Source organism: Micromonospora sp. 050-3, from assembly GCF_046549335.1.
Taxonomy (GTDB): Bacteria; Actinomycetota; Actinomycetes; order Mycobacteriales; family Micromonosporaceae; genus Micromonospora; species Micromonospora trifolii.
Genome location: NZ_JAJPVX010000001.1, coordinates 1,469,898 through 1,485,547, shown reverse-complemented (window position 1 = coordinate 1,485,547; position 15,650 = coordinate 1,469,898). Strand labels below are relative to the sequence as shown.

The window sequence follows — 15,650 nt, the reverse complement described above, 5'->3', positions numbered from 1 at the left end:
CTCCCTTGCCGACATCTGCCCACAAGCTGGGCATTCGCAGCGTAGAGAGGATCGGGACGACGCATGTGAATGCTTCGAGACCATCCTGAGTACCCGAGCTGTACGTTCCGTTCTGCACGGCCCGGGACGCGGCGCGGTCCTACCGGTTGGTGCCGCCACCCGATCGATTCGCGCCGGCGGCGGAGGGCCGGTGCGCGATGCGGGGTGCCCGCACGGCGGAGGCGTTGCCGGCGCCGGGGCGGTAGTCCCGTGCCGCGCTGGCCACCATCTCGTCGGCATCGCGGGCGAGCGCCTGCCGGATGTGCGGCGGAACGAACTCGGACGTCGCCATCGCCAGTCGGACCTGCACCGCGCGGTCGTCGACCAGGAGGGCCAGATCCGCCTCGTCCAGCTCGACGGACCGCACCAGCGCGGCACGGACGTCGACCACCGGGTCCGCGGCGAGCGCGCTGCGCTGCTCGGCGGTGGTCCGCGGGTTGCGGGCAACCCCCTTGCGTACGCGTGCGGTGCGATCGGCCAGCAGGGCGTTGATCACGTCGGGGTCGTGGGTGTGCGTGGCGAGCCGTTCCCGTACCTCGGGTGACACGTCGTCGATCAGCTTGGCGGCCAGCTCCGGCTCCAGCACACGACTCTCCGCGAGCAGACCGCGAAGCTCCTTGTCCGAGGTCTCCGACATGACCTGGCGGATCGACTCGTCACAGGCCGGGTTGCCGGCGACCGCCCAGCGGACCCACCGGTCGGCGTCCTTCACGAGGCGCATGAGGTTGGCGGTCGAGGTGGAGGGGTTCCTCGCCACTGCCTCCCGGACCTGACGATCATGGTCGCGGGTGAGCGGTCGAAGGGCCTGCGCGGGTGCGTCGGCCCGAGCGGCGACCGCCTTGCGGACCGGGACCGACGGGTCGGAGGCCAGGTCGATAAGGGTCATTTGTGGCGTTGTGGGGTCCTGAGCGAGCGCGAGCCGAGCGTCAGCGCTGCCACCGATCGGACGGTGGGCGGTGGTGCCGGACCCGCTGTGACTGTCGGCCTCGCCGACGTCCTGCTGTTTCCCCATGGCGCAATCATGTCACGCGCCCGGTTCGGCAGTACCGGCCGCGGGCGGGACCGGGGCCGGTAGGCGCAGGCCGGACATGCCACCGTCCACCGGCAGCGACGAACCGGTCACCGACGCGGTCGCGGGCGACGCGAGGTAGACGACGGCGGCGGCCACCTCGTCAGCGGTCACCAGGCGGCCGGTCGGCTGCCGGGACGCCAACTGCCGCTTCTCGGCCGTCGGGTCGGCCGCGCCGGCGAGCAGGCGGGCCACCCAGGGCGTGTCGACGGTGCCGGGAGCGACGCAGTTGACCCGGACGCCCTCCGTCACCAGGTCGGCGGCCATGGCGAGGGTGAGGGCGTGCACGGCGCCCTTCGACGCCGAGTACAGGGCGCGTCGGGGCAGGCCGACGGTCGCCGCGATCGAGGAGATGTTGACGATCGCCGCAGACGACGACCGGCGCAGGTACGGCAGGGCGACGGCGCTGGTTCGGGCCACGCCGGAGACGTTGACGTCGAGTACCCGGCTCCACTGCTCGTCGTCGTCGTCCTCCACGGTGCCGACGGCCGAGATGCCGGCGTTGTTCACCAGGATGTCGATGCCGCCGAACGCCTCCGCGACCGAGGCGACGGCCGCGTTGAGGGAGGACCGGTCGGCCACGTCCGCCCGGACGCCGAGTACGCCGGGGTCCTCGGGCAGCCCGGACAGCTCCAGGTCCAGGACACCCACCCGAGCACCGGCGGCGGCGAACGCCCGCACACAGGCAAGGCCGATCCCCGATCCACCTCCGGTCACCACCGCCACGAGACCGTCACACCGCATGCTGCTCTCCCCTTCCGAGTGGTCCGCTGAGGTGACGCACCGCCGTCAGACCCATGCCGGCCCGTCGGGGTACGCGTACGTGGCGAGGCTCTCCGGACGCATCGCGGCGGAGAACCCGGGAGCGCTGGGCGCCACGTAGTGCCCGTCCTTGATCACCACCGGATCGAGGAAGTGCTCGTGCAGGTGGTCGACGTACTCGACGACCCGGTCGCGCATCGAGCCGGACACGGCCACGAAGTCGAACATCGACAGGTGCTGCACCAGCTCGCACAGGCCCACTCCCCCGGCGTGCGGGCAGACCGGCACCCCGTACTTCATGGCCAGCAGCAGGATGGCGACGTTCTCGTTCACGCCCCCCACCCGGCAGGCGTCGATCTGCACGACGTCGACGGCGTCGGCCTGGAGCAGCTGTTTGAACACGACCCGGTTCGCGACGTGCTCGCCGGTGGCGACCCGGATCGGCCCGCCGTCGGGTGCGCAGGTGGCCAGGGCGGACCGGATCGCCGCGTGGGCGAGTACGTCGTCGGGGCTGGTCGGCTCCTCGATCCACCACGGGTCGTACGGCGCCAGCTCCCGCATCCGGTCGACCGCCTCGGCGACGTCCCAGCGCTGGTTGGCGTCGAGCGCGATCCGGATCTGCGGGCCGACCGCCTCGCGGGCGATCTTCAGGCGGCGCACGTCGTCGGCCGCGTCCTGGCCCACCTTCAACTTGATCTGGGTGAACCCGTCGGCCACGGCCTGCCGGGCCAGCCGGACCACCTTGTCGTCGGGGTAGCCGAGCCAGCCGGGTGACGTGGTGTACGCGGGGTAGCCCCGCTCGGTCAGCCGGGCGATCCGGTCGGCCCGGCTCGGCTCGGCGGCACGCAGGATCTCCAGCGCCTCGTCGGGGGTGAGGGCGTCGGTGAGGTAGCGCCAGTCGACCAGGTCGACGATCTGCTCGGGGCTGAGGTCGGCCAGGTAGCGCCAGACCGGCTTGCCCGCTCTCTTGGCGACCAGGTCCCACATCGCGTTGATCACCGCTGCGGCGGCCAGGTGCATCACGCCCTTCTCCGGGCCGAGCCAGCGCAGCTGCGAGTCCTGGGTGAGCGAGCGGGCGAACGCGCCGAGGTCCACGGTGTCCGGGTCGAGGCCGACCACGTACGGCACCAGCGCGTCGATGGCCGCCCGGCAGACGTCGTTTCCCCGCCCGATGGTGAAGGTGAATCCGTGCCCGTCCGGGCCGTCGTCGGTGCTCAGCACCAGGTACGCGGCCGAGTAGTCGGGGTCGGGGTTCATCGCGTCGGAGCCGTCGAGGTCCCGTGAGGTCGGGAACCGGACGTCGTACGTGTCGACCGAGGTGATCACCGCCATCAGGCGTCCCGGAGCGTGTTGCGCTGCCGGCCGAGGCCGTCGATCTCGACCTCCATCACGTCGCCGACGGCCAGGTACGGGAACCGGCCGGAGAGCGCCACCCCCTGCGGGGTGCCGGTGTTGATGACGTCGCCCGGGTCCAGGACGGTGTACTGGGACAGGTGCCAGACCAGATACGCCACGTCGAAGATCATGTCCTTGGTGCTCGAGTCCTGGCGGGGCTCGCCGTTGACCCAGGAACGCAACCGCAGCGCCTGCGGGTCGGCGATCTCGTCGGCGGTGACCAGCCACGGGCCGAGCGGTTGGAACGTCTCGCAGGACTTGCCCTTCGACCACTGGCCGCCGGAGACCGCGAGCTGGAAGTCCCGCTCGGAGACGTCGTTGGACAACACGTAGCCGGCGATGTGCCCGAGGGCGTCGGCCGGTGAGGCGAGGTAGCGGGCCGGTCGACCGATCACCACCGCCAGCTCCACCTCCCAGTCGGTCTTCGCCGATCCGCGCGGGATCAGGACCTCGTCGTGCGGGCCGACGACGGTGTTGGGCGCCTTGTAGAAGATGATCGGGTCGGTCGGTGGCGCGGCGCCCGACTCGGCGGCGTGCGCGGCGTAGTTCTGCCCCACGCAGAGCACCACCCCGGGCCGGGCGATCGGCGCGCCGACCCGCTGACCGGTCACGTCGATCTCGGGCAGGTCGGTGGCCTCGCGGACCCGCCGGACGCCGTCGCCGGCGAGGAACTCGCCGTCGATGTCGGTGGTGAGCGACGAGAGGTCGAAATGCCGCCCATCGACGTACAGCACGGGACGTTCCCGCCCCACGGGCCCGACGCGCATGAATCTCACGAACCAACCTCCAGTGCATAGGTACGAATTGCGGTGCAAGCCCGACGGCTGCTCGCGTCGATGATCACGGCGTCGGCACCTCGCTCGGCAGCAGCCCGTCGGCCTTGAGGTCGGCCCACAGCGCGCCGGGCACGTCCCACTCGAACATCGCCACGTTGTCGGCGATCTGCTCCGGGTCCCGGGCGCCGACCACCACGCTCGCGACCGCCGGGTGCCCGAGCGGAAACTGGATCGCCGCGGCCCGCAGCGGTACACCGTGCCGCTCGCACACCGACCGGATCGCTGTGGCCCGGTCGAGCAGCCCCTGGTCGGCCGGGGCGTAGTCGTAGTGGGCGCCCGGTGTCGGGTCGGCCAGCAGGCCCGAGTTGTAGACCCCGGCGGCGATGATCGCGATCCCCTTCGCCTGGCACAGCGGCAGCAGCTCGTCGAGGCCGGACTGGTCGAGCAGCGTGTACCGGCCGGCGAGCATGAAGCAGTCGAAGTCGCCGGCGTGGGCCAGCTCGACCAGCGCCGGGGCCTGGTTCATTCCGGCGCTGACCGCGCCGATCTCGCCGGCCTCCCGCAGCTGCGCCAACGCCGGGTACGCACCGGCGACCGCCGCGGCGAGGTGGTCGTCCGGGTCGTGGATGTACGCGATGTCGATCCGGTCCAGCCCCAACCGGACCAGGCTCTCCGCGTGGGACCTGCGTACCCCGGCGGCGGAGAAGTCGAACTGCGGCGCGAGGTTGGTCGGCTCGGCCCAGAACTCCTGCCGGTCACCACCATCGGGGACAAGCAGCCGACCCACTTTGGTGGAGAGGGTGAACGCGTCGCGCGGCTTGCCGACGAGGACCGCCCCGGCGCGCCGCTCAGAGAGGCCGCAGCCGTAGAGCGGGGCGGTGTCGAAGTATCGGAGCCCGAGATCCCAGGCCGCCTCGACGGTGGCGTGGGCGACGTCGTCGCCGACGGCGTCGAACATCCCACCGATCGGGGCGAGCCCCAGCCCGAGCCGGGTCACCACCACGTCGGTACGCCCCAGGGTCACCAGTTCGGTGGCCTTCACGCGACGACCCCCTGCCCGTCATGGATGAACCGGATCACCGACTGACTCATCCGGTCGTAGTCGTGATCGTTGTCCAGTTCACCAACAATGGCGAACTCCCGCATCACAGCGATCCGGTCGGCGAGGGTGACCATCTCCGGCAGATCCGACGAGATCAGCAGGATCGCCATTCCCCGCGCGGCCAGCCCGGCGATCAACTCGTGGAAGGCCGCCTTGGTGCGCACGTCGATGCCGACGGTGGGCTCGTCGATGATGAGCACGTCGCAGTCGGCCGCCAGCCACTTGGCCAGGCTGACCTTCTGCTGGTTGCCGCCGGAGAGCTGACCGGCGTGCTGGTCGGGCGAGGCGAGTCGGATGCCCAGCCGTTCGGCGTACTCGTCGACCAGGGACCGCTCCGCCCGGGCCCGGACCAGCCCGAGCCGGGCCAGCTTGCGCCACACCGTCACCGCCGTGTTGCGGGCGACGGTCTGGTCGAGGAAGAGGCCCTCCTCCTTGCGGTTCTCGGTGACGTAGCCGATCCGGTACCGGTGCAGCGCGTCGCCCACGTCCCGGATCCGGGCCGGACGCCCGTGCACCCGCACCTCACCGGCGGTGATCCGGTCGAGGCCGAGCAGCGCCTTGGCCAGCTCACTGCGGCCCGCGCCGACCAGCCCGTACAGGCCGACGATCTCGCCGGGGCGGACGGCGAGGCTGACGTCGTGGTGGCCGGCGGTGGTGGCGACGTGGTCGAGGGCCAGCGCCGGTTCGACGTCCGCCGCGACGGTCCGGGCGGCGAGGTGCACCTGCTGGTACGCCCGGCCGACCATCAGGTCGACGATCTCCTCGCGACTGTGGTCGGCGAGGGGTTCCGCCTCGGCGACGCTGCGCCCGTCGCGCAGCACTGTCACAGTGTCGGCGACCGCGAAGACCTCCTCCAGTTTGTGGCTGACCAGCACTGTGGCGTGACCCCGCTCGGACAGCCGACGCACGATGCCGTAGAGCCGGTCGGCCTCGTCGTTCGTCAGCGACGCTGTCGGTTCGTCGAGCAGCAGCACCGTCGAGTCCGCCGACAGCGCCTTGGCGATCTCCACCAGTTGCAGTTGGGCCACCGACAGCCGCGACACCGGCAGGTCGGGGTCCAGGTCGAGGTCGAGCAGGTCGAGGCAACGGCGGGCCTCGGTACGCAGCGCCGCCCGGTCGAGCAGGCCGGCGCGGCGGGGCAGGTGTTGCAGGCAGATGTTCTCGGCGACGCTGAACGCCGGGATCAGGTTCCGCTCCTGGTGCACGACACCGATGCCGGCCCGCTGGGCGTCCTGCGGGTTGCCGAGCTGCACTGTGCGCAGCTCGCCGTCCGGCCCGGGCAGCCGCAGGAGCCCACCGTCCGGCCGGTACACCCCGGTCAGGATCTTGATCAGGGTGCTCTTGCCGGCGCCGTTCTCGCCGAGCAGAGCGTGCACGCTGCCGGCGGTCAGGCTCAGCGTCGCCTCGTCCAGGGCGCGTACCCCGGGGAAGGTCTTGACCAGTTTCTCCGCGGACAGCACGACGCTCATCGTGGACCTCCGGAGAGCTTGTCGCGGAACTGACCGAGCAGCACCGCGCCGAGGACGACAGCGCCGATGATGAGGTCCACCCACCGTCGGTTGATGTCGAACTGCGACTGGCTCACGTCGACCAGCCGTACCAGGAAGGCGGCGAGCACCGTGCCGGTCACGCTGACCATGCCGCCGGCCAGGGCCACCCCGCCGATAATCGGCGCGGCGAAGCTGGGCAGCAGCAGGTCGTCGCCGATCGAGGCGTTCACCGAGCCGAAGGCGGCCACCACGATCACCGCGGCGAAGCCGGCCAGCAGCCCCGACAGGGTGTGGGCCAGCACCAGCGCCCGGTCGTTGGAGATGCCCGACAGCCGGGCGGCGAACGGGTTGCCGCCGGAGGCGAGCAGGTGCCGTCCGGGCACTGTGCGCCGGAAGAAGAGGGCCACCCCGGCGGCGATCGCGACCGCCAGCAGGAAGACCACTGGTACGCCGGCCACTGACGCCTGGCCGAACTCGCGCAGGCCGGGCGAGTAGCCCTGGTAGGTGCCGGTGCCGTTCACCCCGTACCGCAGCCCCTCGAGGATCGTCATGGTGGCGAGGGTGACGATGAACCCGTTGATCCGGGTGAAGATCACCAACAGGCCGTTGACCAGCCCGACGACGGCGCCCAGGGCCAGCGCGGCGAGCACCGCGACCGGGGCGGGCAGCCCGGCGTCGATCATCAGCCAGCCGGAGGCCACAGCGCAGAACCCGGTGAGCACGCCCACCGAGAGGTTCATCTGACCGACGGCGAGCACCACCATCTGGGCCAGGCCGATCACGATCGGCAGGGCGAGGAAGCGCAGGAAGGCGTCCAGGGTGCCGGCGGTGAGCAGGTTGAAGTCGGTGGCGACCGCTAGCGCCGCGAACCCGAGCGCCGCGATCACCGCGAGGGTGAACTCGTTGGTCCGGATCACGCTCCTCATGATGGCGACACCGCCCTTCGCTCGGCGAGCACAGCCCGTAGCCGGTCCAGCGACAGCGCCGCGAGCAACACGAGTCCGATGTAGAGCTTCAGCTCCTCCAGGGAGAACTGGAGCAGGTTGAGGCCCTTGTAGATGACCTGGGTGAGGGTCGCGCCGAGCGCGGTGCCGAGGACGCTGACCGCACCACCGGCGAGCAGCGTCCCACCGAGCACCGGGGCCAGGAACGACGGCAGCAGGAACGACTCACCGATGTTGGCGGAGAAGGCGCCGTTGTTGGCGGCGAGCAGGAACCCGGCCAGTGCGGCGAGCAGCCCGCTCAACGCGTGCGCGGCGACGACCCGGCGACGGGTGGGGATGCCGGACAGCTCGGCGGCGACAGTGTTGGAGCCGGTCATAAGGATCTCCCGGCCCAGCCGGGCGTGCCGGAACAGCAGGCCGACACCGAGCGCCGCGGCGACCGCGATCGGCACTACCAGAGGGATTCGGGGGCCGCAGACCTCGCCCATGCAGTAGTCGGCGAAGGTGTCGAAGCGCAGGGCGGACAGCCCACTCGGTTGCACCGCGAACGACACCCCGCCGGTCGCCCAGGTGTAGAGGATCGTGACGAGACCCAGCAGCCCGAAGTCGAGCGCGAGGGTGACCACGAAGGAGTTCACGCCGGTCTTGGCGATGAGCAGGCCGGCGAGCGCGCCGATGCCCGCCCCGACGGCGAGACCCACGAGCAGCCCGACCAGCAGCGGGACGCCGAGCCGGTCGTAGGCCAGGCCCATCGCGAAGGTGGACAGCGCGGCCATCCGGCCCACTGCCATGTTCATGTGCCCGAGCGAGAGCACGGCGAGCTGGGCGAGACCGACCACCACGTACACGCTGATGTCGGCCTGTAGCGGTGCCAGGGTGAGGCGGGGGTCGAGGAACGCGGGGGTGAGCGACGAGAAGAGGACGACCAGCGCGGCGATGACGATGAGCAGGCCGAGCCGGGGGTTCGCCCAGACCGGCAGGGCCCTGGCCGGCGGCCTGGGGTCCGCGGCCGGAGGAACCGCCGGCGCCTCCGGCGCTGTTTCCGTCTTCACGCCACCCTCCTGTCCTCGATCGCGTCGCGGTCCCAGTCGATGCCGAGGCCCGGCTCGCCGGGGGCGAGCGCGTGGCCGTCGACGATCGCGATCTCGGTCCGGGTGATCGCGCGCAGTTGCGGGATGTGCTCGACGTAGCGGCTGTTCGGCACGGCCGCGCAGAGGCTCACGTGCAGTTCCATCAGGAAGTGCGGGCAGACCACCACGTTGCAGGCCTCGGCCAGGTGCGCGACCTTGAGCCACGGGGTGATGCCGCCGATGCGTGCGACGTCGACCTGGACGACGCCGGCTGCCTGCCGGCGGAGGTACTCGGCGAACTGGCCGATCGAGTACATCGACTCCCCCACCGCGACCGGGATGCTTGTCGCGCGGGCCAGCAGCTCGTGCCCGGCGATGTCGTCGGCGGGCAGCGGCTCCTCGAACCAGGCGAGCTGGTGCGGTTCGAGCAGCCGGGCCCGGCGGATCGCCTCGGCGGCGGTCAGCGACTGGTTGGCGTCGACCATCACGTCGACGTGGTCGCCGAGGGCCGCCCGGACCGCGCCGATGCGGGCGGCGTCCTCGGCCGGGTTGGGCTTGCCGACCTTCAGCTTGACGCCGGGCCAGCCGGCCGCCTGGGACGCCTTCGCGCCGGCGACCAGCTCGTCCTCGGTGAGGTGCAGCCAGCCACCCTCGGTGTCGTAGAGCGGGATGCGGTCCTTGGCGCCTCCGGCGAGGACCCACAGCGGCAGGCCGGCGGCGCGGGCCCGCAGGTCCCACAGCGCGGTGTCGATCGCGGCGAGCGCCAACGAGGTGATGGCCCCGACAGCTGTGGCGCGGGTGGCGGCGTGCAGGTCACGCCAGACCGCCTCCACCCGGGCGGCGTCGCGGCCGACGAGGTGCGGCAGCAGGTAGTCGCGCAGCAGCGCGAGCACCGCGGTGCCGCCGGTCCCGATCGTGTACGCGTACCCCGTGCCGTGCCCGCCGTCGGCCGTGCGCACCTCGACGAAGAGCGTCTCCTGCTTGAGGAACGCCTGTACCGCGTCGGTGCGGACGGTCTCGACGGGAATGTCGACGAGGTACGCCTCGGCCTTGGTGATTGTCGACATCAGCTGCACTTGAGCAGGTCGCCGTCGAACTTCTTCCGCAGTGCCTCGGTGGTGGCGGTCCGGTCGGCCTCGTAGCCGTCCAGGTTGTCAGTGGTCACCACGAACGAGCCCGAGTCGACGGTCACTCCGGCTTCGGCCATGGTGCAGCCGCCGCTGAGCTTCATCAGGGCGTACGAGCCGACCTGGGCCTGACCGACCGGGTTCTGCAGGATGGTGGCGGCCACCGAGCCGCCGCGCAGCCCGTCGAGGACCGTCGGGTCGTCGTCGATGGCGACGACCTTGATGGGCAGCTTCGACTGGCGGACGCCCTCGGCCGAGGCGACCGCCGGGTTGTAGGCGGTGTTCACGATCGCCTGGATCTGGCGGCCCTTCGCGGCGAGGAGGTCGGCCACGGCCCGCTGCGCGCTCTGTAGGTCCTTGTCGATGTCGGTGACGCTCTGGATCAGGGTCACCTTGCCACCGGTCTCGGCGACCGCCTTCTCCACCCCCGCGATCCGGCGCTGGGTGTTGGAGTCGACCTTGTTTCCGGTCAGGTGCACCAGGTTGCCCTGACCCCCGATCGCGTCGATGGCGGCCTTGGCGCCCTTGTACGCGGCGACCTCCACGTCGGTGGAGAGGCAGAAGTCGGCCTTGTTGGCCCCGGCCGGGCAGGAGGCCAGCGAGCCGACGGGGAAGCCCTGCCGCTTGAGGTCCTCGAAGGTGGAGTTGATGTTGTCCGGCGAGACGCCGAAGACGCCGAAGGCGTTGTAACCCTGCGCGGCGAGGGACTTGAGCACGTCGTTCTGCTTGGTCTGGTCCCAGCCGGCGGTCTCGTTGAAGGTGACGTCGCCGAGCGCGAGCTCGGTCTTGGCCTTCGCCCCGGCGTCCTTCCAGGGCTGGAAGTACGGGTGCGAGCCGCCGGGCACGAGCGCGACCTTTACCTGCGCCGGTTCCCGGCCACCGGCTTCGGCGTCGGTGTTGTCGCTCTTCTTCGTGCAGGCCACAGTGGTCGTGGCGAGGGCCACGACGGTGAGGCCGGAGCCGATTCGGGACAGCATTCTGCGCGACATGTTCGTCTCCTCGGGGGTGGTGGTGGCGAGACGGTGGCGGGGGAACCTATTTCCTATAGGATGTTGCTTTGCTAGTGTGTACTCGCTCACACCGGCACAGTCAAGGGGTTGCTGAGGAGACGAGATGGCCCAGCAGGAACCTCGCGAGGGTCGACTCCGTCCCGCCCGTCGACTCACCCTCACCGAGGACGTCTACGAGTCGATAAAGACGCTGGTCATGGACCACATCCTTCCGCCCGGCGAACGGGTCAACATCGACGCGCTCGCCAGGGAGCTGGATGTCTCCCCCACCCCGGTTCGCGAGGCCCTCGCCCGGCTGGAGGCCGACGGCCTGGTCCGTAAACGCCCGCTCTCCGGCTACACCACCACGCCGCTGCTGAGCCGCGCCGAGTTCGACGACCTGTTCGACGTCCGCCAACTGCTGGAGGGCGCCACCGCCGGACGGGCCGCCACGCACGCCTCCGCCGAAGCCCGCCAACGGATCAGCGTCGAGGCGGCGGCGAGCATCGACGTGGAGGCCGGCGACGGCTATCGCCGACACGCCGCCTTCACCGCGCTGGACGCGAAGTTCCACGACCTGATCGCCGAGGTCTCCGGCAGCCCCCTGCTGCGGGACACCATCACGCGGCTGCACTCACACCTGCACCTGCACCGGCTGTACTTCCCGGTCGCCGGCGCGCCGGACACCAACACCGAGCACCAGCGCATCGCCGCCGCCATCGTCGCCGGTGACGCGGCAGCCGCCACCGAGGCGATGCGCGCCCACCTCAGCGCCGCCCGGGAGCGCCACCTGCCCGCCTTCGACCAGCTCCCCACCCCCGGAACACCGCGCGACTCGGCGTGACCCACCCCCACAGATCCGAGGAGCCGCCATGCGGATCGCCCTCTTCATCACCTGCGTCAACGACCTCGCGTTCCCGGCCACCGGCATCGCTGTCACCCGCATCCTGCGGCGACTCGGCCACACCGTCGACTTTCCCGCCGACCAGACCTGTTGCGGGCAGATGCACGCGAACACGGGTTACCGGGCCGAGGCCATGCCGATGGTGCGCAACTACGTCGACGTCTTCGACTCCTACGACGCCATCGTCGCGCCGTCCGGGTCGTGCACGGCGATGATCCGCGACCAGTACCCGCGCCTGCACCCGCCCGCCACCTCGGTGGCCGCCCGCACGTACGAGCTGTCCGAGCTGCTCGTCGACGTCCTCGGCGTCACCGACGTCGGCGCCGAGTTCTCCGAGATTGTCACCTACCACCCCACCTGCCACGGCCTGCGCATGCTGCGCCTCGGTGACCGGCCGCTGACACTGCTGCGCCAGGTGCGCGGGATCGAGCTGGTCGAGCTGGTCGACGCCGAGGAGTGCTGTGGTTTCGGCGGCACGTTCGCCCTGAAGAACCCGGACGTCTCCACAGCGATGCTCACCGACAAGTGCGCCCGGGTCCGCGAGACCGGCGCGCGGGTGCTCGCCGCGGCCGACAACTCCTGCCTGGCGCACATCGGCGGCGGCCTGGACCGCCACCGCTCGGGCGTACGGTCCGTGCACTACGCCGAGATTCTCGCCGAGACGGGAGCCACCTCATGAGCCGACCGGTCGCACCCGCCACCGGGAGCGGGCGGATCCGCACGCCGCTGCCGTTTCCCACCGCCGCCAAGCCGGCCGTCGCCGACACGCAACTGCGGGCCAACCTGCACCGGGCCACCCGCACCATCCGCGCCAAACGAGCCCGGGTCGTCGACGAGGTACCCGACTGGGAGGCCCTGCGGGACGCCGGCGCGGCGATCAAGGCGGACGTCCAACGTCGCTTGCCAGAGCTGCTGGAGCAGTTCGAGGCATCCGCCACCGCTGCCGGCGCCACAGTGCACTGGGCCCGCGACGCGGCCGAGGCGTGCCGGATCGTGGTCGCGTTGACCCAGGCTACCGGGGCCGACGAGGTCGTGAAGGTCAAGTCGATGGCGACCCAGGAGATCGAGCTCAACGAGGCGCTGGAGGCCGCCGGGATCGCCGCGTACGAGACCGACCTCGCGGAACTGATCGTGCAGCTCGGCGACGACACCCCCTCGCACATCCTGGTGCCGGCCATCCACTACAACCGGGCCCAGATCCGGGAGATCTTCCAGCGTCGCATGGCCGACGCGCCGGCCGACCTGAGCGATGAACCGGCCGCGCTGGCCGAGGCGGCCCGCGCCCACCTGCGACGGCGTTTCCTCTCGGCCCGGGTCGCGGTCTCCGGCGCCAACTTCGCCGTCGCCGACACCGGCACACTCGTGGTGGTGGAGTCCGAGGGCAACGGCCGCATGTGCCTCACCCTCCCCGAGACGCTGATCAGCGTCGTCGGCGTCGAGAAGCTGCTGCCGACCTTCACCGACCTGGAGGTCTTCCTGCAACTGCTGCCGCGATCCTCGACCGGTGAGCGGATGAACCCGTACACCTCAATGTGGACCGGCGTCACCCCCGGCGACGGCCCGCAGGACGTGCACGTCGTGCTCGTCGACAATGGTCGGTCCGCGGTGCTCGCCGACCCGGTCGGGCGGCCGGCGCTGTCCTGCATCCGCTGCTCCGCGTGCCTCAACGTCTGCCCGGTGTACGAGCGGGCCGGCGGGCACGCGTACGGCTCGGTGTACCCGGGGCCGATCGGGGCGATCCTGTCGCCGCAGCTGACCGGCGTGGCCGACAACGCCTCGCTGCCGTACGCGTCGACCCTCTGCGGCGCCTGCTACGACGTGTGCCCCGTGAAGATCAACATCCCGGAGATCCTGGTCCATCTCCGCCAGCAGGCACCGCACCCGCCGGCCGAACGGGCCACCATGCGCGTCCTGTCCTGGGTGATGCGCAGCCCCCGACGCTGGGCCGCCGCCCTGCGCCTGGCCCGGGCCGGCGCGGGGCCGCTCGGGGCGTACCGTGAGCGGCGCACCGGCGCTCGCACGCTGCGGCGACTGCCCTGGCCCGCGTCGGCGTGGACCCGGTCGCGAGACCTGCCGCTGCCCGCGCCGCAGACCTTCCGGGAATGGTGGGGACAGCAGTGAGCGCACGTGACGAGATCCTGGCGCGGCTCCGGACGGCCCTGGCCGACAGCCCGCCGCCGGTGGAGGTGCCCCGCGGGTACCGCCGGGTCGACGACCGCCCCGACCTGATCGCCACCGTCGTCGATCGCCTGGAGGACTACAAGGCGGTCGTCCACCATGGCATCGACGCCCTGCCCCGGCTGCTCAGCGAGGTCGACCGGCTCGCCGTCCCCACCGACGTGCCCGCCGACTGGCTGGCCGGCTACGCCGGAGAGCTGCACCGCGACGCGCCCCCGCTGTCACCGGCCGCGCTCGACGACCTGGACGCGGTGCTGACCGGCTGCGCCGTCGTGGTCGCCGACACCGGCACCATCATCCTGGACTCGGGCCCGGCGCAGGGGCGACGCGCACTCACCCTGGTGCCCGACCGACACATCTGCGTCGTCCGCACCGACCAGGTCGTCGGTCTGCTGCCGGAGGCGCTGACCCGACTGGACCCGCGCGCCCCGCTGACCTGGATCTCCGGCCCGTCCGCGACCAGCGACATCGAGCTCAACCGCGTCGAGGGAGTGCACGGCCCGCGCCGGCTGGAGGTCGTCTTGATCGACTCAGGAGCCTGACGACGACACCTGCTCGTCGCTGCGGGTCTCGCCCGCCGTCGCATGCAGCGGAACGCCGCGCACGTTGAGCAGCATGACGATGCCCACGCCGACCACCAGAGCGATGTCGGCGACGTTGCCGACGAAGAACCCGGCGTAGTCGATGAAGTCCACCACGTGCCCCCGGGCGAACCCCGGCTCGCGGAAGAGGCGGTCCAGCAGGTGCGTCGCCGCGCCGCCGAGCACCAGGCCCAACGCCACCGCCCAGGCGCGTGACGTGACCCGCCACGCCACGACCGTCACCCCGACGACCGCTGCGGCCGCGAACACCGCGAAGATCCAGGTGTACGCGGAGCCGATCGAGAAGGCAGCACCCGGGTTGTACACGAGTCGCAGTTGCAGCAGGTCACCGAGAACGGTGATGGTCTGCCCGCCGGACAGCGCGGATTCGGCCCAGTACTTCGTGAGCTGATCCGCGGCGAGCACCACAGCAGCGATCAACACGACGGCGCGGAACATCCCGGAACCCTACTCTCCCCTGTTTCTGTCGACGCTGCCCTAACTACCCATGACCGTAGACTCGATCACGTGACGTGACGGTGTCCTGTCGGACCAACCAACCTGGAGGTCGCCGATGTCTTGGATCACCGGCATCCTGGACACGTTGTCCGACCTTCCGACGCCGGTGGTGCTTCTGGCCGCTGCCGCGTTCGGCATCGCCGAGTCGGGGCTGGGCGTCGGCATCGTCATCCCCGGGGAGACTGTCGTCCTGGTGCTCGCCGCCGCTATGGACAACCCGGTCGCCCTCGTCTCGCTGTTCCTGGTCGTGGGCCTGGCGAACTCCGCCGGCGACCACATCGGCTATTTCCTCGGCCGCCGGTACGGCCAACGCCTGCGCGACACCTATCCGGGCCGCCGGGTCGGCGCCGCGAACTGGGACCGCGCCTTGGAAGCCCTACAACGCTACGGCGCCTGGGCGGTCTTCCTGACCCGGCTGCTGCCCATCGTCCGTACCCTCACCCCGGTCACCGCCGGAATGGCGAAGGTGGCCTACCCGCACTTCCTTCCCGCGTCCCTGGCCGGGGCCTACATGTGGTCGGCGTTGTACGTGTTCGCTGGCGCTCTTGCCGGCGCCTCGGTGGAACGGATCGAGACGGTGATCGGCAACACCGGCACGGTCATCCTGGTGGTCCTGGTCGTCCTCATCTTGGTGGTGATCGCGCTCCGACGCCGACGGGCCGGGGCGATGCGATCAGGCGCGGCGCCGCTCGTCCGGCGGTCCAA

Annotated in this window: 15 protein-coding genes and 1 pseudogene; 5 read left to right on the top strand and 11 right to left on the bottom strand. The window is 71.2% G+C overall.

Going from position 1 to position 15,650, the window contains the following annotated elements; genetic code table 11:
* Positions 1-139 precede the first annotated feature (139 nt).
* The 10 genes from ACLJOK_RS06830 to ACLJOK_RS06785 form a co-directional block, all read right to left on the bottom strand.
* Positions 140-1,051: a hypothetical protein gene (locus tag ACLJOK_RS06830; protein WP_410816919.1), complete on the bottom strand. Its 912-nt coding sequence runs from the start codon at positions 1,049-1,051 to the stop codon at positions 140-142.
* Between the two features lie 12 nt (positions 1,052-1,063).
* Positions 1,064-1,852, bottom strand: coding sequence for an SDR family NAD(P)-dependent oxidoreductase (locus ACLJOK_RS06825; protein WP_410816918.1), 789 nt, complete (start codon positions 1,850-1,852; stop codon positions 1,064-1,066).
* A 45-nt stretch (positions 1,853-1,897) separates the two neighbouring features.
* A complete protein-coding gene (locus ACLJOK_RS06820) occupies positions 1,898-3,202 on the bottom strand; it encodes an enolase C-terminal domain-like protein (RefSeq protein ID WP_410816917.1) in 1,305 nt (434 codons plus the stop codon).
* On the bottom strand, positions 3,202-4,041 hold the full coding sequence (locus ACLJOK_RS06815; RefSeq protein WP_410816915.1) for a fumarylacetoacetate hydrolase family protein: 840 nt from the start codon (positions 4,039-4,041) through the stop codon (positions 3,202-3,204). Before ACLJOK_RS06815 ends, ACLJOK_RS06820 begins: the two co-directional genes overlap by 1 nt.
* A 64-nt stretch (positions 4,042-4,105) precedes the next feature.
* Complete coding sequence (locus tag ACLJOK_RS06810) at positions 4,106-5,083, bottom strand: aldo/keto reductase (RefSeq protein ID WP_410816914.1); 978 nt, start codon at positions 5,081-5,083, stop codon at positions 4,106-4,108.
* The gene (locus ACLJOK_RS06805; protein WP_410816913.1) at positions 5,080-6,612 is read right to left on the bottom strand and encodes a sugar ABC transporter ATP-binding protein; all 1,533 of its coding nucleotides are present in this window, start codon (positions 6,610-6,612) and stop codon (positions 5,080-5,082) included. Before ACLJOK_RS06805 ends, ACLJOK_RS06810 begins: the two co-directional genes overlap by 4 nt.
* Positions 6,609-7,550 (bottom strand): ABC transporter permease, encoded by a 942-nt coding sequence (locus ACLJOK_RS06800; RefSeq protein WP_410816911.1) that lies wholly within the window; start codon positions 7,548-7,550, stop codon positions 6,609-6,611. Before ACLJOK_RS06800 ends, ACLJOK_RS06805 begins: the two co-directional genes overlap by 4 nt.
* A gap of 5 nt (positions 7,551-7,555) precedes the next feature.
* Positions 7,556-8,629 carry an ABC transporter permease gene (locus tag ACLJOK_RS06795; protein WP_410816910.1) on the bottom strand — a complete coding sequence of 358 codons (1,074 nt, stop codon included), beginning with the start codon at positions 8,627-8,629 and terminating at the stop codon, positions 7,556-7,558.
* Positions 8,626-9,714: a mandelate racemase/muconate lactonizing enzyme family protein gene (locus tag ACLJOK_RS06790; protein ID WP_410816909.1), complete on the bottom strand. Its 1,089-nt coding sequence runs from the start codon at positions 9,712-9,714 to the stop codon at positions 8,626-8,628. The genes ACLJOK_RS06795 and ACLJOK_RS06790 overlap by 4 nt, the downstream gene beginning before the upstream one ends.
* Positions 9,714-10,763 carry a sugar ABC transporter substrate-binding protein gene (locus ACLJOK_RS06785; protein WP_410816908.1) on the bottom strand — a complete coding sequence of 350 codons (1,050 nt, stop codon included), beginning with the start codon at positions 10,761-10,763 and terminating at the stop codon, positions 9,714-9,716. Before ACLJOK_RS06785 ends, ACLJOK_RS06790 begins: the two co-directional genes overlap by 1 nt.
* Before the next feature lie 124 nt (positions 10,764-10,887).
* Between ACLJOK_RS06785 and ACLJOK_RS06780 the strand changes: the two genes are divergently transcribed.
* From ACLJOK_RS06780 to ACLJOK_RS06765, 4 genes are read left to right on the top strand one after another with little or no spacing between them, the layout of a single operon-like run.
* Positions 10,888-11,607 carry a GntR family transcriptional regulator gene (locus tag ACLJOK_RS06780; protein WP_410816907.1) on the top strand — a complete coding sequence of 240 codons (720 nt, stop codon included), beginning with the start codon at positions 10,888-10,890 and terminating at the stop codon, positions 11,605-11,607.
* 28 nt (positions 11,608-11,635) lie between these two features.
* Positions 11,636-12,346: a (Fe-S)-binding protein gene (locus ACLJOK_RS06775; protein WP_410816905.1), complete on the top strand. Its 711-nt coding sequence runs from the start codon at positions 11,636-11,638 to the stop codon at positions 12,344-12,346.
* A complete protein-coding gene (locus ACLJOK_RS06770) occupies positions 12,343-13,788 on the top strand; it encodes a LutB/LldF family L-lactate oxidation iron-sulfur protein (protein WP_410816903.1) in 1,446 nt (481 codons plus the stop codon). Before ACLJOK_RS06775 ends, ACLJOK_RS06770 begins: the two co-directional genes overlap by 4 nt.
* Complete coding sequence (locus ACLJOK_RS06765; protein ID WP_410816902.1) at positions 13,785-14,387, top strand: LutC/YkgG family protein; 603 nt, start codon at positions 13,785-13,787, stop codon at positions 14,385-14,387. Before ACLJOK_RS06770 ends, ACLJOK_RS06765 begins: the two co-directional genes overlap by 4 nt.
* On the opposite strand, the gene ACLJOK_RS06760 is transcribed toward ACLJOK_RS06765, so the two are convergent.
* The gene (locus tag ACLJOK_RS06760; RefSeq protein ID WP_410816901.1) at positions 14,376-14,885 is read right to left on the bottom strand and encodes a signal peptidase II; all 510 of its coding nucleotides are present in this window, start codon (positions 14,883-14,885) and stop codon (positions 14,376-14,378) included. The two genes, ACLJOK_RS06765 and ACLJOK_RS06760, sit on opposite strands and share 12 nt — an antisense overlap.
* 115 nt (positions 14,886-15,000) lie before the next feature.
* Here ACLJOK_RS06760 and ACLJOK_RS06755 point away from each other — a divergent pair.
* A pseudogene (locus ACLJOK_RS06755) lies at positions 15,001-15,429 on the top strand (DedA family protein); the annotation flags it as partial.
* Positions 15,430-15,650: the final 221 nt, after the last annotated feature.